This is a genomic window from Verticiella sediminum (assembly GCF_007558815.1).
Classification (GTDB): Bacteria; Pseudomonadota; Gammaproteobacteria; order Burkholderiales; family Burkholderiaceae_B; genus Verticiella; species Verticiella sediminum.
In genome coordinates this window covers 170,587-195,092 of sequence record NZ_VLTJ01000011.1, presented here as the reverse complement: position 1 = coordinate 195,092, position 24,506 = coordinate 170,587, and the positions used below count along the sequence as shown (strand labels likewise).

The window sequence follows — 24,506 nt, the reverse complement described above, 5'->3', positions numbered from 1 at the left end:
CTCCGTTCAAGAGCGGGACGCCCGCATGGCGTCCTCGCGAAAACGCGCGAGACCGATGACGTCCCGCGTGACAGGCATCGGAATGCCCTGCAGCTCGGCAAGCTCCAGCACCGCGTCGCCGATCGCTGCGAGCTCCAGCGGGCGGCCGTGCAGCGCGTCCTGCAGCATGGAGGTGCGGATCGGCCCCATCGCAGCCCCCTGCGCGATGAAGGTGGGCGGATCGAACACGATGCGCGCGCCATAGGCCGCGGCCAGCGCCAGGCCTTCGTCGAGCATCTTGCGCGCGATCGGCAGCAAGCGCGGGTCGCTGTAGATTTGCTGCAGCGTGCCGCCGCTCACCACCGACAGGGGATTGGACGTGAGATTGGCAAGGACCTTGGTCCAGAGCGCGTCGCGGATGGCCGGGCTGACGCGGGCTTCGATGCCCGCGGCATCCAGCGCCGCCGCGATGCGTCGCACGCGCGGGGTTTCCATGTGCGCCAACTCGCCCAGGATGATGAGCATGGGGTTGGGCGAGACGACTTCGGCGGGCTGCACGCGTTCGGCGGTGATGAACACCACGGCGCCCACGAGTTGCTCGCGCCGCACCGAGCCGGCGAGTACGCCCTGCGGGTCGACGGCCGCCACCGCCCTGCCCTCCAGGCGTCCGGGCAGGCCCTGGAAGTACCACCAGGGCACGCCGTTGATGAGCGGCACGATCGTCGTATCGGGCCCGATCATGGGGGCGAGCGCCGGCAGAATGCCGGCGACGTCCTGCGCCTTGGTGCAGACGAAGACCACGTCCTGCACGCCCAGCGCGGCGGCCGAGTCCGATGCGCGTACCGGCACCTCGGCGGTGCCGGCCGCGTCGGTGAGCCGCACGCCGCCCGCCGCGATGGCGCGCAGGGTCGCGCCGCGCGCGAGCAGGGACACCTGCTGGCCGCCGCGCGCGAGCACGGCCGCGAGGGTGCAGCCGATCGCGCCGGCGCCGGCGACGCCGATCCGCAAGGGTGCTTCGGCATGCGAGGTTGCGGCACTCATGTCGAGAGCAGCTCCTGGTGGCGGCTGCCGGCGCCCAGATAGGCATCGACCACGCGCGGATCGTTGGCGAGTTCGGCCGCCGGCCCTTGCATCGCGATGCGCCCGAGTTCGAGCACGTAGGCGTAGTCGGCGATGCGCAGCGCCGCGCGCGCGTTCTGCTCGACCAGCAGCACCGACACGCCGCGCGCGCGCAGCTCGCCGATGATGCGAAAGATGTCGCGCACGATCAGCGGCGCAAGGCCCAGGCTGGGCTCGTCCAGCATCAGCAGGCGCGGCTTGCCCATCAGCGCGCGGCCGACCGCGAGCATCTGGCGCTCGCCGCCGGACAAGGTGGCGGCATCCTGCTGGCGGCGCTCGCGCAGGCGCGGAAAGAGCTGGAAGACTTCTTCGAGCGCAGCCTCGTGCTCGGCCTTGGGCCGGCGATGAAAGCGGAAGGCGCCCAGCCGCAGGTTGTCCTCCACCGACATGCTGGCGAACAGCGCCCGGCTCTCCGGCACCAGCGCCAGCCCCTGCGCGACGCGCTCCTCGATGTCGGCCGCGCCGGACGCGGCGTCGCCGTCGAAGACGACGCGTCCGGTGGCGGGCAGCACGCCCATGAGCGCGCACAGCAGCGTCGTCTTGCCGGCGCCGTTGGGGCCGATCACCGTGACGATCTGGCCCTGCCCCACCTGCAGATCGATGTCGCTCAAGGCCTGCACGCGACCGTAGCAGGCGCCCAGCCGGTGCACCTCGAGCAGGGGCGCGGCTTCGTTGGATGCACTCATTCCGCACCTCCCAGATAGGCTTCGAGTACGGCCGGGTTGCGCTGCACTTCCTCGGGCAGGCCCTCGGCGATGCGCTGGCCGAACTCCATCACGACCACGCGATCGACCAGGCCCATGACGAAATCCATGTCGTGCTCGACCAGCAGCACGGCCATGCCCTCGGCGCGCAGCTTGCGCAGCAGCTCGGCGAGCGCCTGCTTTTCCTTGTGGCGCAGGCCCGCGGCCGGTTCGTCGAGCAGCAGCAGGCAGGGGTCGGCGCACAGCGCCCGCGCGATCTCGAGGATGCGCTGCTGGCCCAGCGCGAGGCTGCCGGCTTCGTGATGCAGGTATTCACCCAGGCCCACGCGCTCCAGTTGGCGGCGGGCTTCGGCGAGCAGGCGCGCCTCTTCCGTGCCGTCCAGGCGCAGGGCGGAGGCGAACACGCCGCGATGACCGCGCTGGTGCGCGCCGATGGCCACGTTCTCGAGCACGGTCATGCGCGGCAGCAGCTTGACGTGCTGGAAGGTGCGCGACAGCCCGGCCCGCGCCACCTTGCGCGGGCTGTAGCCGTTGATGCGCTCGCCGAGGAACACGATCTCGCCCGCGTTGGGCGTGTCCACGCACGACAGCAGGTTGAACAACGTGCTCTTGCCCGCGCCGTTGGGGCCGATCACCGCCAGGATCTCGCCGGCGTCCACGCGCAGCGCCATGTCCTTGTTGGCGACCAGCCCGCCGAAGCGCCGGGTGAGCCCGCTCACTTCGAGCACCCGCTCGCCCTTGCGCGGCGGCTGGCGCCGCGGCAGTTCGGGCACCGGCTGCTCGGACAGGCGGGCGCGCAGCCGGTTGCGCGGCAGCCGTGCCTGCACCGCGGACCACAGGCCGCCGGGCCAGCGTTGCATGACGAGCACGATGAGCAGGCCGAAGACGATGCTCTCGAAATTGCCGCTGCGTCCGAGCAGGTGCGGCAGCACGTCCTGCAGCCACTCGCGCAGGAGGATCACCGAGGCGGCGCCGACGATGGCCCCCCACACGCTGCCGATGCCGCCCAGCAGGCCCATGAAGAGATAGTCGATGCCGGCGTTCAGGCCGAAGGGCGCCGGGCTCACGAAGCGCTGGTTGTAGGCGTAGAGCCAGCCCGCGACGCCGGCGAAGGCAGCCGCCACCAGGAACGCCGTCATCTTCGCGCGGAACACGTTCACGCCCATGGACGAGGCCATTTCCTGCCCGCCCTTGAGCGCGCGGATGGCCCGCCCGGTACGCGAATCGAGCAGGTTGCTGGTGACCCAGATGGCGCCCAGCAAGACCAGCCAGATCACGTAATACAGACGGCGCGTATCCGCGAAGGAGACCCCGAACAGGGTGAGCGGCGGCAGGTCGGCGATGCCGGTGTGCCCGCCCAGGCCTTCGACGGTGCCGAACAGCGAATACAGCGAGATCCCCCAGGCGATCGTGCCCAGCGGCAGGTAATGGCCCGACAAGCGCAGCGTGAGCAGGCCGAGCACCAGGGCGAACGCCAGCGTGAGCAGCAGGCCCAGGCCCAGCGCGAGCCAGGGCGAGCCGACCCGTGCGCCGAGGTCCAGGGTCGACGGTGCGAGCAGCACCGCCGTGGTGTAGGCGCCCAGGCCGACGAAGGCCGCCTGCCCGAAGCTGGTCATGCCGGCGACGCCGGTGAGCAGCACCACGCCCAGCGCCGTGAGCGCGTAGATGCCGATGTGGTTGAGCAGCGTCATCTGGTAGGCGGACGCCAGCGCGGGGGCCACCGCGAGTGCGGCGACGAAGACGAGAACGGCGGGACGCAGCTTCATTCCTCGTCCTCCCCGCCATGCCCGCCCTTGAGCGAGCGCCACAGCAAGAACGGCAGGATCAGCGTGAACACCAGCACCTCTTTGTAGCTGCTCGCCCAGAAGGTCGAGAACGATTCGACCAGGCCGACGGCCAGCGCGCCGAGCGCCGCCACCGGATAGCTCGCCAGCCCGCCGATGATGGCGCCGACGAAGCCCTTCAGGCTGATGATGAAACCGGAATCGAAGTACAGGGTGGTGAGCGGCGCGATCAGGATCCCCGACAGACCGCCCATGAAGGCCGCGAGCGCGAAGCTGGCCTTGCCGGCCAGCGCCGGCGAAATGCCCATGAGACGGGCACCGAGCTGCTGCACGGCGGTGGCGCGCAGGGCCTTGCCGTACAGCGTACGCTCGAAGAAGGTGTAGAGCGCGACGATGAGCAGCAGCGACACCGCCAGCACCCACAGCGTCTGGCTGTTGACCATGACGAAGCCCAGGTCCAGGCCGGCCTCGGAGAACGGCTCGGTGCGCGAACCCTCGGCGCCGAAGATCAACAGGCCGATGCCGACCAGGCTGACGTGCACGGCGATCGAGACGATCAGCAGCACCAGGCCGTGGGCGGCCGCGATCGGCTGAAAGAAGATGCGATACATCAGCGGGCCGAGCGGTGTGACCAGCCCGAGCGTGACCAAGGCCTGCACGCCCATGGGCAACTCATCGAGCGGCAGAATGGACACCAGGCCGAGCAGCGCGGCGGCGTACACCGGCATGGCGGCGGTGCGCAGCCCGAGCCGGAACGGATGGCCGTTCGCGCGGCGGCGCAGGCCGGCCGCCACGTCGGCGACGGCCGCCGCGAGGGCGAGTGCCAGCACCAGCCAGGCGAGCCCGGCGGGACGGCCCGCCTGGATCGCCGCCATGGTGAGCGCGCCGAAAGCGACGAACTCGCCCTGCGGAATCAGCAGCACGCGGGTGACGGTGAAAACGAGCAGGATGGACAGCGCGAGCAGCGCGTAGATGGCGCCGTTGGTCAGGCCGTCCTGTCCCAGCAGAGCGACGATCTGCAGGTTCATGCGGCTCTCTCCGCGCGGACGCGGCAGCCGACGGCGCAACGGACACGGCGCCTACGCGGCGATGTCGGTTGCGCGCCGGGCGCGCCAGGTGGGCAGTGAATCTTGATCATCTCTGGTGTTCGGAGCACAGCATCCCCCGGGGCGTCGCTCGGACGCCCGGAAGACGGATCGAAGGAAGACGTGAGAGCTGAGGCGAGGCCGCCAGCCTCACGTCAGGCCGTTACTTGAGCAAGCGCCACTGGCCGTCCTTGACGGTGATGAGTTCGCGGCCGCGCTCGTCGAAGCCGCTGTGGTCCTCCGGCGTCATGGTGTAGACGCCCTGGGTGGCCGGCAGCTCGCTGGTCTGCTCGAGGGCGTCGCGCAGGGCGCTGCGGAACTCGGGCGTGCCGGGCTGGCCGGCCTTGGCGGCCACCGGGATGGCGCGCTCGAGCAGCAGACCGGCGTCGTACACGTTGGCGCCGAAGGTGGCGGGCACATTGCCGTACTTGTCCTGGTAGGCCTTGATGTAGTCGGCTGCGATCTGCTTGGACGGATGCGAGTCCGGCACCTCGTCCAGCACCAGCATCAGGCTGGCCGCGAGAATCGTGCCTTCCACCTTCCTGCCTCCGAGCTTCAGGAAGTCGGGCAGCGCCGCGCCATGGGTCTGGTACATCTGGCCCTTGAAACCCTGGTCGAACAAGGTGGTCTGCGGCATCACCGAGGAGCTGCCCGGCGCGGCCACGAGCACTGCGTCGGGACGTGCGGCGATCAGCTTGATCGACTGGGCGGTGACCGAGGTGTCCTGGCGCTGGAAGCGCTCGCTGGCGACCAGCTCGATACCCTTGTCCTTGACCAGGCCCGCGACCACCTTCTGCCAGTTGTCGCCATACGGATCGGCCGTACCGACGAAGCCCAGGCGCTTGACCCCCGCCTTGGCCATGTGCTCGACCAGGGCCTCGGCGATGAGGTCGTCGTTCTGGGTGGTCTTGAACACCCACTTCTTCTGCTCGTTCATGGGCAGCACGACAGCCGCCGTGCCCACCGGCGCCAGCAAGGGCACCTTGGCATCGGCGGCGAACGGGATGACGCCCATGGCATTGGGCGATCCGCTGGGCCCGATCACGGCGTCGACGCCCTCGGACAGCAGCTTCTTGAAGTTCGACGCGGTTGCCGTGGGATCGCTCGCGTCGTCGAGCGAGATGTACTGGATCGACAGCCCGCCCGCTTCCCTGGGCAACAGATCGACGGTGTTTTTCTGTGGAATCCCCACCAGCGCGATCGGCCCCGTGGACGACGTGATCACCCCGACCTTGACCTGCGCATGAGCCTGAACGCCGGCCGCACAGACCAGGCAGGCGACGACGGGCGCCAACAAACGCTTGATAACCATTGTGCTCTCCGAGGGACACAAACCACCAGTGAGGCGGCTTGAAAAACGTGTAGAAAAAGCTAAGCGAAAGCCGTGCCAAAAACTGGATTAATTGATGGAAATTTCAAGCATTGAGGAAAAACCTTCCCCGTCTGCGTCCGGCTCGCCGCCGGTTGCGCCGCGGACACGCCAGCGCAGACCAAGTCTTCGGAAAACCTCACCAATCCAGTGCCGAATGCACTTTTTCAGGGAGTCTATGCGCGAACCCGGAGCAACCGATACCCCGGGTAATCCCGCACGCCTTGCGCGTCGGACGGTTGAAAAAGTTGGCCCGAAAATTGCATTTCATCTGTCGTCGATTGCGTCGTCTTTTTGATTGATATTTCACGTAACTATTCAATCTTATAGACAGGCGACCTGACTCAGGGAAATCCCGAATGTCCAGACCTTTCTTGCATGCCGGCTTCCCGATATAGTGCGTGAGACAGCATGTGCCGACGCGCACCTCATGCCGGAACGAAATTCGCCTCTCATGCGCCCATTTATTAGAAATTTCATGTGAATTCTCAAATGAAATCACGTTCTGCCTCTCCCGCGAGCGCCGGCGCTGAGCCCCCCGGCGTCGAAACCGGCGCGAGCGGTGTGCTGCTGACGCTGTCCCTGGGCAGCGCCGCTCGCACGGTGATGGTCAAGGACACCATCGACGTGGCCGGCGTCGCCACCCGGTGCGGCAGCCGCGCCTATGCGCACGCGCTGCCCGCCCGCAGGCACGCCGCGCTCGTCGAGGGCCTGCTCGCCGACGGCTGGCGCATCACGGGCAAGACCGTGCTGCACGAACTCGCCTTCGGCACCACCGGCATCAATCACCACGACGGCACGCCGGTCAATCCGCGCTGGCCCGATCGCATTCCCGGCGGCTCGTCGAGCGGATCGGCGGCGGTCGTCGCCGCCGGTCTCGCCGATGCGGCCATAGGTACCGATACCGGCGGCTCGGTGCGCGTGCCGGCCGCGTGCTGCGGCATCTTCGGGCTGAAGCCCACTTACGGCCTGGTGGATCGGCGCGGCGTGGCGCCGTCGGCCAGCTCGCTGGATTGCGTCGGCCCGTTCGCGCGCGACATGGATACCCTGACGGCCGTGATGACCGCCCTGGTGCCGGGCTTCGCGGCCGTGGACGCGCCAGCCGCCTTGCGCATCGGCGTGCCTGCGCTCGCGGCCGCCGACGACGTGGCCGCGGCGTTCGCAGCGGCGCTGGCGGCCAGCGGCGCGCAGCAGGCGCCCGTGCGCCTGAACCTGTTCGATCAGGCCTACGACGCGGGCCTTGCACTCATCAACGCCGAGAACTGGCAGGCCTACGCCCACTTGATCGACGATCCTCGCCTGGGCGCGGACGTCGCGGCACGCCTGCGCAAGGCCGGCCTCACGCGGCCGGCCGAGGTCGCCGCCGCCGCGGCGGTGCGCGAGGCCTTCACCGCCGAGGTCGACGCCGCGCTCGCCGAATGCGACGTTCTGGCCCTGCCCACCCTGCCGGCGGTGCCGCCGCGCCTGGACGAGGCCGAGGATCTCGCCGCCCAGATCGGCATCACGCGCTACGTGCGCCCGTTCAACCTGTCCGGCCACCCCGCGCTCAACCTGCCCCTGCTCACCTCGGCCGGCTTGCCGGCCGGCCTGCAACTGGTCGCCGCGCGCGGCGCCGACGCCCGGCTTTGCGCCATAGGCCGCGAGATCGCACAGCGTCTCGCCGCCACCGCCTTCTGATGGAGACCCCATGACGCCCACTCTCGCCACTCCCGCGCCGCAAGCGCATGCCGCCGTGTCGCCGGGCGCAACCGGCAGCGCGCCGCCGGTCGATCTGCCCGCCCTGCTCGCCGACATCCGCGCACGACGCCAGGAATTCGAGCGGCAACGCTATATCTCGCAGGACATCATCGACCGGTTCCGCGCCCTGGGCGTGTACCGCGCCATCGTGCCGCGCAGCCTGGGCGGCGACGAGCGTACCGCGGGACAGTTCTGTGAGCTCGTCGAGACCATCTCCCAGGCCGACGGCTCGGCCGGCTGGGTGGCGAGCTTCGGCATGGCGGCGGTCTATCTCGCCGCCCTGCCCGTGCCGACCATCCGCCGGATCTATGCCGACTCGCCCGACGTGGTGTTCGCCGGCGGGATCTTCCCGCCGCAGCCGGCCACCTATGTGGACGGCGGCCTGCTCGTCAAGGGACGCTGGAGCTTCGCGAGCGGGTGCATGGGTGCCACGGTGATCGGCGTGGGCATCAGCCCGCGCAAGGGCGAGACCACCGGCCTGCCGCGCATGGCCGTCATGCCCCGCGAGCAGGTGCGCATCGAGCACACCTGGGACGTCAGCGGCATGACCGGCACCGGCAGCCACGACATCGTGGTCGACGGCGTGGTTGTGCCCGAGGACTGGACCTTCGTGCGCGGGGGCGCGTCCAACCTGACCGAGCCCATGTTCCGCTACCCCTCGCTCGCCTTCGCCGCCCAGGTTCTCGCCGTGGTCGGTCTGGGCGTGGCCCGCGCCGCGCTGGACGAAGTGCGCGGCATGGCGACCGGACGCATCTCCGTGACCGGCGCGCCCAAGCTCGCCGAGCGTCCCCTCACCCAGGTCGACATCGCCAAGGCGGAGGCCGCCCTGCGCTCGGCGCGCTGCTGGTTCTACGAGGCTATCGACGACGCCTGGCAGAGCCTGGAAAAGGGCGACCCGGTCTCGCGCGAGCAGAACAACCTGCTGCGCCTGTCCGCCAGCCACGCCGCCCGCGTATCGGCCGAGGTCGCGCGCAGCGCGCAGATGATGTCGGGCATGACCGGCATTTACAACAGCAGCCCGCTATCCTGGTGCGTGCGCGACGCCGGCGTCGTGACCCAGCACGCCTTTCTCGGCGACATCACCTACCAGAACGCGGGCGCCATGTTCTTCGGCGGCGAGCCGCTGCCCGGTTATCTCTGATCCGTCCAACCCTCCACTCGACAGGTGATTCATGAGCGACAAGAAGCCTCTCCGCGTCCTGTTCTGCATCGGCATCCAGCAGAACTTCTTCGATTCCACCTCGGCTGAGGCCAAGGATGTCTGGACCGCGTTCACGGCCGTGATGAAGGGCATGGGCGAGCTGCCCGGCGCACGCATCATCGGCAACATGGACGACGACCGCATCATGGTCGGCGCCTCGCCCAACTACCCCTGGACGACCTACGTGCTGGCCGACATGCCCGACTACGACACGGTCACCGCGGCCTGCAACCTGTTCCGCACCACGCCGGTGGGCGACGGCACGTACAAGATGTGGAAGTACGCGCGCGTCGAGGCGCGCATCGGCCGCGAACTCGAGTTTCCGGCCTGAGCCCCATGGTCGACGCCGCCGATACCCGCCTGGCCGAAGCGCTCGCGCGCCTGGAGCGTCTGGAGAGCGAGCAGGCCATCCGCGCCTGTATGAACCGCTACATGGTGCTGTGCGACGCGCTGGATGCCGACACCCCGCTCGACGAGCTGGCCGGCCTCTTCACCGAGGACGCCCTCTGGCGCGGCAAGGGCGCCCGCTATACGCAGAGTTTCGGAGGCTACGAAGGCCGCGATGCGATCCGCGCCATGTTCGCCAAGTACATGAGCACGCCGCCGCACTTCGCCGTGAACGTGCACTTTCTCACCTCGGAACTCATCGAGGTGCAGTGCGCCGACACCGCGCGCGGCAGTTGGGTGATGCTGCAGACCTCCACCTTTTCGGCGGGCGGCTCGCACCTGAACGCGGCAAGGCTCGCCCTGTCGTTTCGCCGCGAGGCCGACGGCGCCTGGCGCATCGCCGAGTTCGTCACCGAGAACCTCTTCAGCCGGCCGGTCCAGGACTGGAACGACAGCGCCCCGCTGCCGGTACCCCGTTGATTTCCACGAGATCCTCATCATGTCTACCGTCATCCCCATCGAGAAAGCCGCGCCCGCCCCGGCGCGCCCGCTCGCCGAGCTGGTCCTGCCCGACCGCGTGCACACCTCGCTCTACACCGACCCCGCCCTGTTCGAGCAGGAGCTGGACAAGATCTTCTATTCCACCTGGGTCTGGGTCGGCCACGTCAGCGAGATCCCCGAGGTGGGCAGCTACAAGACCACCTACATCGGCAAGCAGCCGGTGATCGTGGTGCGCGACCGCAAGAAGGACGTGCGCGTGCTGCTCAACCGCTGCCGCCACCGCGGCGCCACGGTGTGCGAACACAAGAAGGGCAAGACCGCGAGCTTCGTGTGCCCCTACCACGGCTGGGGCTATGCGCTGGACGGCTCGCTGCGCGGCGTGCCGCATCCCGAAAGCTACGGTGAGATTCTGGACAAGGCCGAGTACCCGCTGGTCAACCTGCGCGTCGAACAGTATGCCGGCATGATCTTCGCCACCTTCAAGGACGACATCCAGCCGCTCGCCGAATGGCTCGGGCCCGCGAGGAAGTGGATGGATCTCTTCATGAAGCAAGGCGGCGGCTACCCGGTCAAGATCGGCGGCGAGCACCGCTTCCGCTTTCCCGGCAACTGGAAGATCCAGCTCGAGAACACCACCGACGGCTATCACTTTCCGGTGGTGCACAAGTCGTTCCTGTCCTCCGTGGACGCGCAGACCGAGCGCATGCTCAACTTCGTCGGCGGCCCCGGCTATGTGGAAGACCTCGGCAACGGGCACAGCGTGATGGTGATGATCCCCGAGCTGGTCGACCTCGAGGAGAACCTGGACGCCCCGATCCCCGAACGCTTCGTCGAACTCGCCGAGGAGCTGCGCGCCGAGGGGCACGACGAGCAGGCCGTGCGCCGCATCGTGCGCGCCGTCGGCGGCTCGGGCTTCAACCTGAACCTCTTTCCGAACATCGCGTGTTCGATGGCGTTCTTTCGCGTGCTGCAGCCGATTTCCGTCAACGAGACCGAGATCCATCACGCGGTGATCCTGATGGACGGCGGCCCGGCCGCCGGCAACCGAGCCCGCCTGCGCATGCACGAGCACTTCCAGGGGCCGATGGGCTTCGGTACGCCCGACGACTCCGAAGCCTGGGAACGCGTGCAGAAAGGGGCGAGCGCCGGCAAGGACCTGTGGATCCTGCTCAACCGCGGCCTGCCCGGCGAAGTGCAGACCGAGGACGGCCTCAAGAGCGACGTCAGCGCCGAGACCGGCATGCGGGCGGCGTATCGCCAGTGGCTCAAGGCCATGACCGCCTAAAGAACGGAGTCACGAGAATGGATATGCAACTGCTGAACCGGGTCTGCGCCTTCATCTGGCAGGAAGCCGACATGCTGGACAACAACGAGTTCGCCGACTGGCTGGACCTCTGGACCGAGGATGGCCTCTACATCATCCCGATCGACCCCAGGGAGACGGACTTCGCCAACACGCTGAACTACGCGTACGACGACAAGCACATGCGCGAGAAGCGGGTGAAGCGCCTGACCAGCGGCGAGTCGATCTCGACCAGCCCGCAGCCGCGCACGGTGCGCATGATCTCGCGCTTTCGCATCACGGGCGACGACGGCGCGGCCGTGACGGTGCGCTGCGCCCAGGTGCTGAGCGACTTCCGCAAGGACAGCCAGCGCCAGTACACGGCCGACATCAGCTACACGCTGGTGCGCGATGGCGACGACTTCAGGCTGCACCAGAAGCTGATCCGCCTCATCAACTCGGACGATGTCCTGCGCGGCATCGGCTACATCCTCTGAGGACATGGCCATGGAACGTCAAGTCGCCATCGTCACCGGCGCGGCCCAGGGCCTGGGCCGGGTCATCGCCGATCATCTGCACGCCGCCGGCTATCGCGTCGCCTACGCCGACATTGCGCTGCAGGCTGCCCAGGCCGCGGCCAGCGCCGCGGACGCGAGCGGCGAGACGGCCATGGCCATCGGCCTGGACGTCACCCGCAAGTCCGACTTCGAGGCCGCCCGCGACCTGCTCGTCGAACGCTGGGGCGGCGTGCAGGTGCTCGTCAACAACGCCGCCGTCACCCTGACCACGCCGGTGATGCAGATCACGCCGGAGGAATTCGACACGGTGATCACCACCAACCTGCGCGGCACCTTCCTCGGCTGCCAGGTGTTCGGCGCCCATCTCGGCGAGCAGGGCTACGGCCGCCTCGTCAATCTGGCCTCGCTCGCCGGGCAGAACGGCGGGACGGCCTCGGGCGCGCACTATGCCTCCTCCAAGGCCGGCATCCTGACGCTCACCAAGATCTTCGCGCGCGAACTCGCGGGCAAGGGCGTCACCGTCAACGCCGTCGCCCCGGGGCCGATGGACCTGCCCTCGGTGCGCGCCGCGGTCCCGCCCGAGAAGCTGGACAAGCTCATCAACGACATGATCCCGGTCAAAAAGCTCGGCGACCCGGGCTTCGTCGCCGATCTCGTCGTCCAGCTCGCCTCGCCCAACGCCGGCTTCGCCACCGGCGCCGCCTGGGACATCAACGGCGGCATCTTCATGCGTTGAGCGGCATCATGACTCAGGAAACCCTCAAGGTGCGGGTGCGCCGCCGCACGCTGGACGCGCACGACGTGGTGCTGCTGGAGATGGAGCCCTGCGACGGCGGCATGCTGCCGCGCTTCGAAGCCGGCGCGCACGTCGACGTGCACCTGGCCGACGGCCTGGTGCGGCAGTACTCGCTGTGCGGCGACCCGGCCGATACCGCCTGCTATCGCCTGGGCGTGCTGCGCGATCCGGTCTCGCGCGGCGGCTCCGCCCGCGTGCACGAGCTGTGCGAAGGCGTGGAACTGCAGATCAGCGCGCCGCGCAACCACTTTCCGCTGGCCGCCGGCGCGCGCCGCTCGCTGCTCTACGGCGGCGGCATCGGGGTGACGCCGATGATCGCCATGGCCTATGCCCTGCATGCGGCGGGGGCGGATTTCGAGCTGCACTACTGCGGCCGCTCGCGCAGCCGCTGCGCCTTCCTGGACGAACTGGCGCGCGCGCCGTTCGCCGCGCGGGTGCACACCCATTTCGACGACGAACCCGCCGCGCAGCGCCTGGACCTCGCCGCGAGCCTGGGCGCGCCGGATGCAGGCACCCATGTCTATGTATGCGGGCCGACGGGATACATGGACCATGTGATCGCGGGCGCGCGGGCGGCGGGCTACGCTGACGCCCAGGTGCATCGCGAGTACTTCCAGATGGAGGTCGACACCACCGGCGACAGCTTCGAGGTCGTGGCCGCGGCCAGCGGCAAGGCCGTGACCGTGGCCGGCGACGAAAGCATCGTCCAGGCGCTGGTCCGTATCGGCATCGACATCCCCGTGTCCTGCGAGCAAGGCGTGTGCGGCACCTGCCTGTGCACGGTGCTCGAAGGCGAACCCGAACATCGCGACGTCTATCTCACCGACGAGGAGCGGGCCGACAACGACCAGATCCTCGTCTGCTGCTCGCGCGCCCGCTCGGCGCGCCTGGTACTGGATATCTGATCATGAACCAAGCCACCGCCCTCCCCTCGCACGAATTCCGCAACGCGCTGGCCATGCTGGGCGGCGCAGTCACGCTCATCACCACCGATGGCAAGGCAGGGCGCGCCGGCTTCACGGCGTCGGCGGTGTGCAGCGTGACCGACTCGCCGCCGACGATCCTGGTGTGCATGAACCGCTCCTCCTACTCCAATGCGTTCTTCCGCGACAACGGCGTGCTGTGCGTGAACGTGCTGGCGCCGCGGCACCACGTCTTGTCCGGCCGCTTCGCCAACCCGGGCATCGCGCTGGAAGAACGCTTCGCCAACGCCGACTGGAGCCGGCTCGCGACCGGCGCGCCCGCGCTCGATCACGCCCTGGTCAATCTGGACTGCGTGATCGCCGACACTCACGAGGTGGGTTCGCACGACATCTGCTATTGCCGGGTGCAGGCGATCCGCGTCAGTCCGGACGACGAAGGACTGGTCTACTTCAATCGCGCCTATCACCGGCTCGGCGCCGGCTCGCGCGTGGTGTAACGGCGGTCGACCCGTTCCTTGGCCGGTAGCCAAGAGGTCAACGATAATGAGAATCCATGCTATTCTCACATCGTTAACCACGCAGGTCCCTGTTGCCGCAGCCGCCTGCGCCACCGACTGGAGGCGCTCGGACGGCGCGAGTCGCGGGGGCACAGGCCGCCGATGCTACGCGCAGACCCCGATTCCCGCTATTCAGAACTTGCCGACGCCAGCGCCGCTACCGCACCCGCCGGCAGCGCCGGCGGCGAACGCGTCACCTTGACCGGACGCGACTTCCGCCTGCTGGAGCGTGTGCGCCAGCGCATCACCGAAGCGCCCGGCGAAGCCTACCGTCTGCAGGACCTCGCCAGCCTGGCGTGCATGAGCCAGAGCACGCTGCGCGCGAAGTTCCACGCCGCCTACGATTGTTCGGTGTTCGCCTGGCTGCGCGAGTGCCGGCTGGCACTGGCGCGCGAGCAACTGACGCGCGGCTGGACAGTGCAGCAGGCCGCGCACGCCGTGGGCTATCGCCACGCCACGAACTTCGCCACGGCCTTCCGGCGGCGCTACGGTGTGCCGCCCAGCCAGTTGAACTGAGGCGCCGCGGCCCTGGCTCAGCGCTGCGCCCACGCCACGTAGGCGGCGATCGCGGCCCGGTCGCGCTCATCAACCTGCTGAACCGTATCGGCGTAGGCTCGCGCCTGGTCCACCCCTGAGGACGGCCGCCTCGGGAGCCATGGCGTTACTGAGCGGGATCGTCCTCGTCCAGCGCTTCGCGCAGCTTGGCCGCCAACTGCTCGACGCCGAACGGCTTGGGCAGAAAGTGCGTGCCGGGGTCGATCACGCCGTTGTGCACCACCGCATTGCGGGTGTAGCCCGTGGTATAGACGACTCTGAGATCCGGCAGGAACCGGCGGGCGCGGTCGGCCAGCACCCGCCCGGTCATCTCGGGCATGACGACGTCGGTGAACAGCAGCGTGATGTGCTGGCCGGCGGCGATCCTGGCCAGTGCCTCGGGCCCGTTGGCGGCATGCACGACGGTATAGCCAAGGTCGCGCAGCACCTCGACAGAATGCATGCGCAGGCTCTCCTCGTCCTCGACGACCATGACGATCTCGTCCGGCGTACCGCCTCTGGCCGGCCCCGCCGCCACGCGCGGCGACGCGGGCTCCTCGCCCCAGAAGCGCGGCAGGTACAGGCGGAACGTCGTGCCGTGGCCCGGTTCGGAATACACCCGGACATGCCCGCCCGACTGCCGCGCGAAACCGAACACCTGGGACAGGCCCAGGCCCGTGCCCTTGCCGGCCGGCTTGGTGGTGAAGAAGGGCTCGAACGCCCTGGCCAGCACCTCCGGCGGCATGCCCACCCCCGTGTCCGTCACGGCGATCTGAACGTATTGCCCGGCCACGATCTGCGCCGCGCGCGCATACGCCTCGTCGACGTGCGAGTTGCAGGTCTCGATGGTGAGCTTGCCGCCCTCGGGCATGGCGTCGCGCGCGTTCACCGCCAGATTGACCACCACGTTCTCGAGCTGGTTGCGGTCGGCCTTGGCCTTCCACAGGCCCGCGCCGAGCACGATCTCCAGCGCCACCTGCTCGCCCAGCGAACGCTTGAGCAGGTCCTCCAGCGTTCCCAGCAACCGGTTGGCGTCGACCGCTTCGGGCGAGAGCGGCTGCTGGCGCGCGAAGGCGAGCAGCCGCTGGGTCAGGGTCGCGGCCCGCTCGGCGCCCTCCATGGCGCTGTCGAGGAAGCGTTCGGCACTGCCGTCGCTGCGCGCCAGTCGGCGACGCGCGAGATTGATGCCGCCCATGATGACGGCCAGCATGTTGTTGAAGTCGTGCGCGATGCCGCCGGTCAACTGGCCGACTGCGTCCATCTTCTGCAACTGGCGTAGCTGGCTTTCGGCCTGCGCTCGCCGGTTCGCCTCCTCGGCGATCTCGTGGCTGGCCTCGGCCAGGGCGGCGCTCTGCTGGTCGACGCGCTGGCTCAGCCGCAACAGCGCCTCGGCACGCTCGACCGCCACCCAGGTGGCCTCGACCACTTCCTTGGTGAGCGAGACTTCCTGCGCCGTCCAATGACGGACCTCGGCGTGATGCAGGAAGATGCCGGCTTCCCAATGGCCTTCGTTCATCAGCGGCACGCAGATCCCGGCGAGCACACCGGAATCGGCGAACGGCCGCAGGTCGCCGTCATAGTCGTAGCGGCTGTCGCCGAAGACCAGCGAGATGCCTTGCCCGCGCAGAAGCTCGGCGCGCTTGCCGAATGCGCTGAGCGGCGACAGACCGGTGAGCGGCGGCAGCGAACCGTCCGTCCAGTTCGCCCCGTGGCGCAGCAGATCCTTGCCGATGCGCCGATAGAAGCCGACCCGGTGCGCTCGCAGCCGCCGTCCCAGCTCCTCGGACGTGAGCCGGATGATCGTCTCGGCGTCGTTCAGCGCACGCTGGCGCTTCACGAGATTGATGACGAAGTCGCGCTCTTCCTTCGCCCCGATCAGCGCATTGACGGCGAGCACACGGGCGGTGATGTCGAAGCTCACGCCGGGAAAGCGCAGGCAGCGCCCGTGGGCGTCGAAGATGCCGCGCCCCTGGGCCGATACCCAGCGCACCGACCCGTCGGGCTGCGGCAGCCGGTACTCCGACACGAAGGGCACGCCGTCATGGATGGTGGCCTCGACCTCCTTGCGCACCCGGGGCAGGTCCTTGGGGTGGATGCCTGCGAAGAACGCCTCGAGCGGCGCGCCCCGCGCCGCCAGTTCCGGCGCCACGCCGTACAGCGAGGCGAAACGCGCGTCCGAGGTCACCAAGCCGCTGGTCACGTCCAGGTCCCAGATGCCGATGCTGTCGCCCGCGGACAAGGCCATTTCGAGCCGTTCGTGGGCTGCCACGCGCTCGCGCTCGGCGATGACCCGCGCCGTCGTCTCCCCGGTCACGCACAGCAGGCCGGCGATACGCCCGTCATCGTCGTAGGCGGGCGAATAGGAGAACGTCCACCAACTCTCCTCCGGCACGCCCTGGCGCGAGAGGTCCAGGAACATGTCGGTGGCGGTCTGGGCATTGCCCGCCAGCGTGGCGCTCACCAACGGCTCGATGCCGGACCAGATGCTCGCCCACACCTTGCGGAACGGCCGGCCCAGCGCCGTGGGCAGGCGAAAGCCGAGCATCGGCCGATAGGCGTCGTTGTAGAAGAACAACAGCTCGGGACCCCAGGCGAGAAACATGGGCATCGGGCACGCCAGCACGAGCGACAACGTGGAGCGCAGCGCGGCAGGCCATTGCTCGATCGGCCCAAGCGACGTGGCAGACCAGTCGTGCAGCGCAATCTCGCGGCCGGTGAGGCTGGGCGAGGCCGGCGACAACAGGAAGGTGGAAGACATGCGCGGGGCTTGGGTCGAAGCAGCGGGAACGGCTATCTTATCGCGAGGCACGCTGTCATTTCCGCGCAGGCGCGCTCGTCGCGTTGCGCGACCCCGTCCGCCCGTACCATCGAGGAAAGCCGCCATCCATGCCTGCCCGCTTCCTGTCGCTGCTCGGGCGCCATGTCGCCCCGCCCCGCTTCCTGCTCTTCGGGCTGGTTTTCGTTATGGCCTCGATCGTCTCGGCCTCGTACCACGACGACGCGCGCGTCGCCCTGCTGATCGGATTCGACGTGGCCGCCACCGTGTTCCTGGGCTCCACCCTGCCGCTGCTGAACGACGATGCCGCCACCATGCGCCGCCATGCTTCGCTGAACGACGCCAACCGCGTGGTCATGCTCACCGTCACCGCCGTGATCTCGATCGTGATCCTGATCGCGATCGGCACGCTCATCGCCAGCAAGGCCGCGCCGCACTGGCAGGGCCTGGCGCTGATCGTCTGCACCCTGGCCCTCGCATGGCTGTTCGCGAATATCGTCTTTGCCCTGCACTACGCCCATCTGTACTACTCGCCGAACGACCAGGGCGACCGCGGCGGCATCGACGTGCCCGGCCGGGACACGCCCGACTATTGGGATTTCGTGTACTTCAGCTTCACCCTGGGCATGACGTTCCAGACGTCCGACATCGCCATCCGCGACGCACACGTGCGCAAGGTCGCACTGGGCCACACGATGGTGGGCTTCGTCTTCAACATGGGCGTGCTGGCGTTCACCGTGAATGCACTGGGCGGGCTCTGACGCCGAGGCGGTACCGGGCCTTCTGTCGCAAGCACAGGAATCATTGGCTGCATTGCGCCCCGCCGTCGCAGAGGCGCAAGTGAGCAAACGCTGGTCGTTGCGGGGAGTACAAACCTCGTCGCGTCTTGAGGAGTAGCTACGGTAGATAGGCGAACCGTCCCGTTGGTGCACCGCCAAACAGCGCAATCGAGCCTGCGCCGACAGCGGCCAACAGGAAGAAGCCGCCGGCCATTGCCACATGCGTCAGCAGTTGACTGATGTCCTTTCTGTGGGCCGCGTAACCGGCGACCAGGCACCACAGACCCAGCAGGATACCCACCGTTCGCACCGGATAGCCAATGGTGACCCCCACGCCGCCGATGAATTCGCAAAGACCAACGAGATACGCCAGTAGCTTGGCGTCCGGTATGCCCAGGCCCGTAAGCATGGGCTCGAGCTTGGCCTCACCACCACGCAGCTTCATCACGCCCCACAGGATGAAAGGAATGCCCAGAAAGAGACGGGCAACAAGCAAGGCTTCATCGTTCATCGGAATGCTCCTGAGCGTAAAACAAGACTGAACGGCGGCGACATACCGAACTCTGCTGCGTGATCCATGTCGGCTCCGACCCGCCCTCGGGCTTGCCGTCCCTGAAACGCACGAAGACCACGTCGTAGCCGCTCAAAGGGTTGCGGTCCCAACTGCCGTGATTGCTGACGAAAGCGCCGCCGTGGTATTTCTCCGGCAGACTGCGGCCCCGATAGAACCACAGACCCAGGGGCGCCACGCGTGAGCCCAGTGCGTCATCGGGGCTGATAGCCTTGGCCACCGGATCCGGCCGCTGCGGCTGTACGCGCGTATCGGCAGACGATCGAAGTGAGCGTAAATGGCCGGGCGGTATTCAACAACACCTATCTCGTGCTCCAGGCAGCATTGGACGGTATGGGCCTGGCACGCTCTGGTCGGGAGAGCCCACTGTATTTGAGATCTTCGTATGCATACCGTTGAAACTGTGCTCCTGGTCTTGATGCTCGGCGCGCTAACCGGCATCGTTGCCCGCTATATCCGGGCGGTTCCCTTGCCTCTGATCCAGATAGGCCTGGGTGCCGCAATATCCTGGCCCCAGGAAGGGCTGCATATCGCCTTTGACCCTGAACTGTTCCTGCTGCTGTTCATCCCACCACTGCTGTTCGCCGATGGCTGGCGCATTCCAAAGCGCGAATTCTTTGCGCTCTACAAGCCAATCCTGAAACTGGCGCTCGGTCTGGTGCTGTTCACCGTGATCGGCCTTGGCTACCTCATTCACTGGATGATTCCGGAAATGCCCCTGACCGTCGCATTCGCGCTCGCGGCGGTGGTGTCGCCTACCGACGCCGTGGCGGTATCGGCAATCACGCGCAACCTGGGAATGCCTTCCCAGACCATGCACGTGCTCGAAGGAGAATCGCTGCTCAATGACGCATCGGGCCTGGTGGCGTTGAAGTTCGCCGTCGCGGCCACGCTCACGGGGCTGTTCTCCTGGACCGAAGTGGCGAAGGACTTCATGTGGATGGCCCTGGGCGGGCTCGGCATGGGCGCCCTCATCGGCTGGGGCTTCGCCGTGGCGCGCGACCACGTGACCCGCAGGCTGGGCGACGTGGCCGCCACCCAGATGGTGCTGCTGCTCGTGTTGTTGCCGTTTGCGGCCTACATCGTCGGCGAGCAGATTGGCGTCTCGGGTATCCTGGCCGCGGTTGCCGCCGGCATCACGACCAATTTCGCCGATCTCAACCGCAGCCGGTTCGTCGCGGAACGCATGCAGACGGAAGGCACGTGGACCATGGTGGAGGCGGCATTCAACGGCGCCATCTTCCTGCTGCTGGGCCTGCAACTGCCCTCCATCATCGGCATGACGCTGCATGAGGCCGGTCACCGGTGGTGGCTGCTCGCCAGCTATGCCGCGGCCATCTCCCTGGCCTTGCTGCTGCTACGCTGGATCTGGCTCACCGTTGGCGTGCAAAGCAGTCTCTGGCGCGCACACCGGGAAGGCAAAATGGTCGAGAGGCCCTCACGGCTGCTGACCCTGGCCACCACGCTGGCCGGAATTCGCGGCGCCGTCACCCTGGCCGGCGCCCTTTCGGTCCCGCTGCTGCTCAACAACGGAGCCCCCTTTCCGGGCCGCGACCTGCTGATCTTCCTGGCTACCGGCACCATCCTATTCACGCTCTTGATCGGAAGCATCGGCCTGCCGCTGGTGCTGCAACGCATGCCGCCCAGTGGCGAGCCCGCCTCGGCAAAAGAGGAACGCGATGCCAGGCTGGCCGCCTGCAAGGCCGCGATTGCCAGCATGGTGCTGGACAAACAGCAGGCGGAATCCGCCGACTCGCAATGGCTCGCGCAGTATCAAGAATCCGCGGGTCTGTTGACGCAAGAGTACCGCAGGCGCATCGACCTGCTCGACGACGCAAGGCCCGCCGCGACCCCCGAAGCGCAAGCGGAAACCCCCGAGGTGGTTCGTCAGCGGCGCCAGCGTTACGTGGTGGAACTGGAGTTGCGGCTGAAGGCGCTGCACGTCGAACGGGACACCCTTTACGCCGAAAGGCAGGCCCAGCGCATCAACGACGAGTCACTGCGCAGTCTTGTCGCCGAACTGGACTCGGCCGAGGTTGCATTGCGCAAGCGGCTTGCCCTGGCCCGCCGACAAGTGGATGCGGCGACCCGCGCCGCCGTCCAGAGTTCGGACCGCGACCTTCCACGTTGAGCGCCACCACGACCTCGGGAGCGCCCTACCGCAACCAGTTCGTCTGGATCGTCCGGATGGAGGACGGTTCGGTCGTCGAGGCCGAGGCCTTGCTCGATCTCGTCGCCTACCAGGCGCTCGTCAACAACAACGAGCCGCGCCAGCAGTAGCCGGCAACTTGTGCGCCCATGGCGATGTTTGGCGGAAGCGGTGAGATTCGAACTCACGGACGGCGTAAACCGTCGCTGGTTTTCAAGACCAGTGCCTTAAACCACTCGGCCACGCTTCCCTGGGAGCACGGGCGCCCCGTCCGGAACGCCCGTCCGGCATGGCGCCGGCTGCCGCGCGCGGCGCGGCAAAGGGGGGATGATAAACGATCCGGCCCGGGCGTGCCGGCCGCCCCTACCCCAGCGCGCCCAGCCTGGGCACGGCGGCGAGCAGGCGCTGGGTGACGGCATGCGCGGGCGACTTGAGCAGCGCTTCGGCGGGCCCCGCCTCGACGATGCGACCGGCGTCCATGATGGCGATGTCGTCGGCGATGTACTCGACCACGCCGAAGTTGTGCGTGATGAAGAGATAGGCGATACCGAGTTCGGCCTGCAGCTCGCGCAGCAGGTTGAGAATCTGCGCCTGCACGGAGACGTCGAGCGCCGAGGTGGGCTCATCCAGCACGAGGACGCGCGGCGAGGCCGCGAGCGCGCGGGCGATGGCGACACGCTGGCGCTGCCCGCCCGAGAACTCGTGCGGAAAGCGGCTCGTGGCATCGGCGGGCAGGCCGACGCGCTCGAGCAGCGCCGCCGCGCGCGCCTGGCGTTCGCTGCGCGCCCCGCCCAGGCCGAGCGCGGTCATGGCTTCGTCCAGCACATCGCCGATGCGCATGCGCGGGTCCAGGGAAGCGAACGGGTCCTGGAACACGATCTGCAGCTCGCGGCGCAGCGCCTGCAGATCGCGTCCACGCGCGGTGAGCAGCGGCCTGCCCGCCAGCTCTGCGGCGCCGCGGATGTCGGCATTGCGGTCGAGCAGGCGCAGCAACGCCTTGCCGGTGGTGGTCTTGCCGCAACCCGATTCGCCCAGCAGGGCGAGCGTGCGTCCCGGCGCCAGCTCGAAGCTGACGCCATCCACGGCGCGCACCTCGCCCACGCGCCGGCGCAGCACGCCCTTGCGGATCGGATAGTGCACGACGAGATCGCGCACGCTGAGCACCGGCTCGCCGGCAGGCCGCGCTGCGGCACCCGGCGCGCCGACCCGGTCGGCCTCGGTTTGCGCGACAGGCGCGTCGGCCGCGCCACGGGCGGCCGAGCCTGCCCCGGCGCCCAGCAGATCGGCGGCCATGGCGTGAGGATCGCGCGCCTGCGCGCCCAGCGGCTCGCGCTCGACGGCGAGCACGCCGGGCCCGGTGCCGGCCATGCCCGGCACCGACGCCGCCGTCCCCGTGTAGGGCATGGCGGGTGCCGCGGCGCGCCCCGGCGTGCCGCGCAGACTCGCGAACAACTGCGCCGAAGACACGCTGGACAGCGGCCTGCCCCGCTTCTCCCAACTCGGAATGGCATTGAACAGCAGCCGCGCGTAGGGATGGCGGGGCTTGGCAAAGAAGGACTCGGCCGAAGCCGTCTCGACGATCTCGCCGCCATACATCAGCGCGACATGGTGCGCGACGTTGCGCACCACCGCCAGGTCGTGCGTGATGAGCAGGATCGCCATGCCCAGCTCGCGCTGCAGGTCGGCGAGCAGATCGAGCACCTGCGCCTGGATGGTCACGTCCAGCGCGGTGGTCGGCTCGTCCGCGATGAGCAGCGCAGGCTCCGCGGCCAGCGCGATGGCGATCATCACGCGCTGCTTCTGCCCGCCCGAGAGCTGGAAGGGATAGTCGTCGATGCGCCGTTCGGGCTCCGGGATGCCGACGCGGCGCAGCCAGTCGATGGCCTTGGCTCGGGCCTTGGCGCCGCGCAGCAGCGTATGCGCGTACAAGGTCTCCAGGATCTGGTCGCCGACCCGCATCACCGGGTTCAGGCTGGTCGAGGGTTCCTGGAAGATGATGCCGATGCGCCCGCCGCGCACCCGGCGCATGTCCGCCTCCGGCAGCCGATAGATGTCCTCGCCCAGCAGCTCGACGCGCCCGCCGGCGATGCTGGCCGCGTCCGGCAGCAGGCGCAGCAGGGCCAGCGCGGTGATGCTCTTGCCGCAGCCCGATTCGCCGACCAGGGCGAAGGTCTGCCCGCGCTCGATCGCCAGGGCGAGCGACTTCACCGCCTGCTGGGTGCCGCGCTCGCTCTGGATCTCCACGGCGAGGTCCTGCACACGCAGCAGGGGTCCGCCGGCAGACGGTTTCGGCAGCGTGCTCATGCGCGACCTCCTGCGGGAACACGGCGTCGGCGCGCGCGCACCAGGCCGCCGCGCGGGTCGAAGGCATCGCGCACGGCATCCGAGAACAGGTTGGCGGCCAGCACCAGCGCCAGCATGAAGACGAAGGCCGCCAGCAGGTTCCACCAGATCATGGGGTCGCGCGACATCTCGGTGCGCGCCATGTCGATCATGGAGCCGAAGGAGTTCATGCTGGGATCGACGCCCACGCCCAGGTAGGAGAGCACCGCCTCGTACAGCACCAGCGAGGAGAACTCGAGGACCACGGTGATGAGCACGATGTGCATGACGTTGGGCAGCAGGTGACGGACGATGATGCGCCAGTGCCCCACGCCGAAGGCGCGGGCGGCCTGCACGTACTCCAGCTCGCTCAGCTTCAGGGCCTCCGCGCGCAGCAGCCGGCACAGGCCGGCCCAGCCGGTGAAGCCGAGGATGACGCACAGCATGAAGAGACGCACGTCGGCGCGCTCGGCCGCCGTGGTGAACATCTCGGGGTGGGTGTCGATGAAGACCTGCAGCATCAGCACGCAGGCGGCGATCAGCAGCACGCCCGGAATCGAGGTGAGCGTGGTGTAGATGTATTGGATGATGTCGTCGACCCAGCCCTTGAAATAGCCCGCGGCCAGGCCGAAGACGATGGCGAAGGGCAGCATGGCGATGGTGGTGAGGCTGCCGATCACGAGCGCCGTGCGTACGCTCTTCAAGGCCTGCACGAGCACGTCGTTGCCGGTGCGGTCGGTGCCCAGCACGTGATAGCCCGAACCCAGCCCGGCGACCAGGCCGACGAGCAGGCATACGCACGCCGCGGTGATCAGCATCGCCCGCCAGGGCACGCGCGTGACGCCGGCCGCGATGTCGCGGCAGGCCTCGCGCCAGCCCAGGCGCCACTGCATGGCAAGCAGCGTGCTGGTGAGCAGCGCGAGCACCACGGCGGCGGCCGCGCCGGCCGCCAGGCCCGCGCCGGCGCGGGTCAGCACGTCGCCCACCCAGCGCTCGGTGTGCTCGCCCAGGTGCGCGCCGCCGCTCACCAGACGCGGGAAATCGCGCACGGGTTCACCGTCGATGAGTTCGGTCTCCTTGGTGAACTGGCGGATCGCCAGCGGGGCCGACCAACTGCGCTCGGCCGCCGGCATGCCGCGTTCGAGCACGGCGTCCAGCAGCGACCGGGTCACCGGCGCATACGCCCGCGGCGCGTCGGCCGCGGCGCCTTGCACCGGCGGCAGCGCCGGCCGATAGTGCACGGAGTCGAGAATGGCGATCAGGCTGAACATCAGCAGCACCACGGCGGCGCACATGGCCGGGGTGTCGTGCAGCACCCGGCTCCAGGTGGCGCGCAGGTTGGGCGAGCGGTGCACGCGCCATGCATAGCCAAGCACGGCCAGCATCAGGAGGAACAGCGCCGCGTCGGTCCAGAGCAGTACGAACTTGGGCAT

At 68.6% G+C, this 24,506-nt stretch carries 22 protein-coding genes, 1 tRNA gene and 1 pseudogene; 13 read left to right on the top strand and 11 right to left on the bottom strand.

The window, feature by feature from the left end; all coding sequences use genetic code 11:
* Window positions 1-6 precede the first annotated feature (6 nt).
* The 5 genes from FOZ76_RS07535 to FOZ76_RS07515 all read right to left on the bottom strand — a co-directional run bounded on the left by FOZ76_RS07535 (window position 7) and on the right by FOZ76_RS07515 (window position 5,983).
* Window positions 7-1,020, bottom strand: coding sequence for a ketopantoate reductase family protein (locus FOZ76_RS07535; RefSeq protein ID WP_143947524.1), 1,014 nt, complete (start codon window positions 1,018-1,020; stop codon window positions 7-9).
* Window positions 1,017-1,784 carry an ABC transporter ATP-binding protein gene (locus FOZ76_RS07530; RefSeq protein WP_143947523.1) on the bottom strand — a complete coding sequence of 256 codons (768 nt, stop codon included), beginning with the start codon at window positions 1,782-1,784 and terminating at the stop codon, window positions 1,017-1,019. The genes FOZ76_RS07535 and FOZ76_RS07530 overlap by 4 nt, the downstream gene beginning before the upstream one ends.
* Window positions 1,781-3,568, bottom strand: coding sequence for a branched-chain amino acid ABC transporter ATP-binding protein/permease (locus tag FOZ76_RS07525; protein WP_143947522.1), 1,788 nt, complete (start codon window positions 3,566-3,568; stop codon window positions 1,781-1,783). Before FOZ76_RS07525 ends, FOZ76_RS07530 begins: the two co-directional genes overlap by 4 nt.
* Window positions 3,565-4,614 carry a branched-chain amino acid ABC transporter permease gene (locus FOZ76_RS07520; RefSeq protein WP_143947521.1) on the bottom strand — a complete coding sequence of 350 codons (1,050 nt, stop codon included), beginning with the start codon at window positions 4,612-4,614 and terminating at the stop codon, window positions 3,565-3,567. The genes FOZ76_RS07525 and FOZ76_RS07520 overlap by 4 nt, the downstream gene beginning before the upstream one ends.
* A 220-nt stretch (window positions 4,615-4,834) precedes the next feature.
* Window positions 4,835-5,983, bottom strand: coding sequence for an ABC transporter substrate-binding protein (locus FOZ76_RS07515; RefSeq protein WP_143947520.1), 1,149 nt, complete (start codon window positions 5,981-5,983; stop codon window positions 4,835-4,837).
* 663 nt (window positions 5,984-6,646) lie between these two features.
* On the opposite strand from FOZ76_RS07515, the gene FOZ76_RS07510 reads away from it, so the two are divergent.
* From FOZ76_RS07510 to FOZ76_RS07465, 10 genes and pseudogenes are all read left to right on the top strand, one after another.
* Window positions 6,647-7,717 (top strand): amidase, encoded by a 1,071-nt coding sequence (locus tag FOZ76_RS07510; protein ID WP_246129336.1) that lies wholly within the window; start codon window positions 6,647-6,649, stop codon window positions 7,715-7,717.
* Between the two features lie 10 nt (window positions 7,718-7,727).
* Window positions 7,728-8,918 (top strand): acyl-CoA dehydrogenase family protein, encoded by a 1,191-nt coding sequence (locus FOZ76_RS07505; protein ID WP_143947518.1) that lies wholly within the window; start codon window positions 7,728-7,730, stop codon window positions 8,916-8,918.
* Between the two features lie 31 nt (window positions 8,919-8,949).
* Window positions 8,950-9,309 carry an IacB protein gene (locus tag FOZ76_RS07500; RefSeq protein WP_143947517.1) on the top strand — a complete coding sequence of 120 codons (360 nt, stop codon included), beginning with the start codon at window positions 8,950-8,952 and terminating at the stop codon, window positions 9,307-9,309.
* A 5-nt stretch (window positions 9,310-9,314) separates the two neighbouring features.
* Window positions 9,315-9,845 carry a nuclear transport factor 2 family protein gene (locus FOZ76_RS07495; protein WP_211366097.1) on the top strand — a complete coding sequence of 177 codons (531 nt, stop codon included), beginning with the start codon at window positions 9,315-9,317 and terminating at the stop codon, window positions 9,843-9,845.
* 19 nt (window positions 9,846-9,864) lie between these two features.
* Window positions 9,865-11,151, top strand: a complete 1,287-nt coding sequence (locus tag FOZ76_RS07490; protein ID WP_143947516.1) for an aromatic ring-hydroxylating oxygenase subunit alpha — start codon at window positions 9,865-9,867, stop codon at window positions 11,149-11,151.
* Between the two features lie 17 nt (window positions 11,152-11,168).
* The gene (locus tag FOZ76_RS07485) at window positions 11,169-11,645 is read left to right on the top strand and encodes an aromatic-ring-hydroxylating dioxygenase subunit beta (RefSeq protein WP_143947515.1); all 477 of its coding nucleotides are present in this window, start codon (window positions 11,169-11,171) and stop codon (window positions 11,643-11,645) included.
* Between the two features lie 10 nt (window positions 11,646-11,655).
* Window positions 11,656-12,402 (top strand): SDR family NAD(P)-dependent oxidoreductase, encoded by a 747-nt coding sequence (locus FOZ76_RS07480; RefSeq protein ID WP_143947514.1) that lies wholly within the window; start codon window positions 11,656-11,658, stop codon window positions 12,400-12,402.
* Window positions 12,403-12,410: 8 nt separating this feature from the next.
* Window positions 12,411-13,367 carry a PDR/VanB family oxidoreductase gene (locus FOZ76_RS07475; protein WP_143947513.1) on the top strand — a complete coding sequence of 319 codons (957 nt, stop codon included), beginning with the start codon at window positions 12,411-12,413 and terminating at the stop codon, window positions 13,365-13,367.
* A 2-nt stretch (window positions 13,368-13,369) separates the two neighbouring features.
* The gene (locus FOZ76_RS07470) at window positions 13,370-13,882 is read left to right on the top strand and encodes a flavin reductase (protein WP_211366095.1); all 513 of its coding nucleotides are present in this window, start codon (window positions 13,370-13,372) and stop codon (window positions 13,880-13,882) included.
* 258 nt (window positions 13,883-14,140) lie between these two features.
* Window positions 14,141-14,458: pseudogene (locus tag FOZ76_RS07465) on the top strand (helix-turn-helix transcriptional regulator); the annotation flags it as partial.
* A 145-nt stretch (window positions 14,459-14,603) separates the two neighbouring features.
* Here FOZ76_RS07465 and FOZ76_RS27680 read toward each other — a convergent pair.
* Window positions 14,604-17,234, bottom strand: a complete 2,631-nt coding sequence (locus FOZ76_RS27680) for an ATP-binding protein (protein ID WP_211366092.1) — start codon at window positions 17,232-17,234, stop codon at window positions 14,604-14,606.
* A gap of 128 nt (window positions 17,235-17,362) precedes the next feature.
* Between FOZ76_RS27680 and FOZ76_RS07455 the strand changes: the two genes are divergently transcribed.
* Window positions 17,363-18,013, top strand: coding sequence for a DUF1345 domain-containing protein (locus tag FOZ76_RS07455; protein WP_143947510.1), 651 nt, complete (start codon window positions 17,363-17,365; stop codon window positions 18,011-18,013).
* A gap of 136 nt (window positions 18,014-18,149) precedes the next feature.
* On the opposite strand, the gene FOZ76_RS07450 is transcribed toward FOZ76_RS07455, so the two are convergent.
* The gene (locus FOZ76_RS07450; protein WP_143947509.1) at window positions 18,150-18,542 is read right to left on the bottom strand and encodes a DoxX family protein; all 393 of its coding nucleotides are present in this window, start codon (window positions 18,540-18,542) and stop codon (window positions 18,150-18,152) included.
* On the bottom strand, window positions 18,532-18,822 hold the full coding sequence (locus tag FOZ76_RS07445; protein WP_425473247.1) for a hypothetical protein: 291 nt from the start codon (window positions 18,820-18,822) through the stop codon (window positions 18,532-18,534). Before FOZ76_RS07445 ends, FOZ76_RS07450 begins: the two co-directional genes overlap by 11 nt.
* Before the next feature lie 165 nt (window positions 18,823-18,987).
* Between FOZ76_RS07445 and FOZ76_RS07440 the strand changes: the two genes are divergently transcribed.
* Both FOZ76_RS07440 and FOZ76_RS07435 read left to right on the top strand, forming a co-directional pair.
* Entirely contained in the window at window positions 18,988-20,733 is a 1,746-nt protein-coding gene (locus FOZ76_RS07440) for a Na+/H+ antiporter (protein ID WP_143947508.1), read from the top strand.
* On the top strand, window positions 20,730-20,882 hold the full coding sequence (locus FOZ76_RS07435) for a nuclear transport factor 2-like protein (protein WP_211366089.1): 153 nt from the start codon (window positions 20,730-20,732) through the stop codon (window positions 20,880-20,882). Before FOZ76_RS07440 ends, FOZ76_RS07435 begins: the two co-directional genes overlap by 4 nt.
* 29 nt (window positions 20,883-20,911) lie before the next feature.
* Here FOZ76_RS07435 and FOZ76_RS07430 read toward each other — a convergent pair.
* From FOZ76_RS07430 to FOZ76_RS07420, 3 genes are all read right to left on the bottom strand, one after another.
* Window positions 20,912-21,001, bottom strand: a tRNA-Ser gene (locus FOZ76_RS07430).
* Between the two features lie 113 nt (window positions 21,002-21,114).
* Window positions 21,115-23,055, bottom strand: a complete 1,941-nt coding sequence (locus FOZ76_RS07425; RefSeq protein WP_143947507.1) for an ABC transporter ATP-binding protein — start codon at window positions 23,053-23,055, stop codon at window positions 21,115-21,117.
* Window positions 23,052-24,506, bottom strand: a complete 1,455-nt coding sequence (locus FOZ76_RS07420) for an ABC transporter permease (protein ID WP_143947506.1) — start codon at window positions 24,504-24,506, stop codon at window positions 23,052-23,054. Before FOZ76_RS07420 ends, FOZ76_RS07425 begins: the two co-directional genes overlap by 4 nt.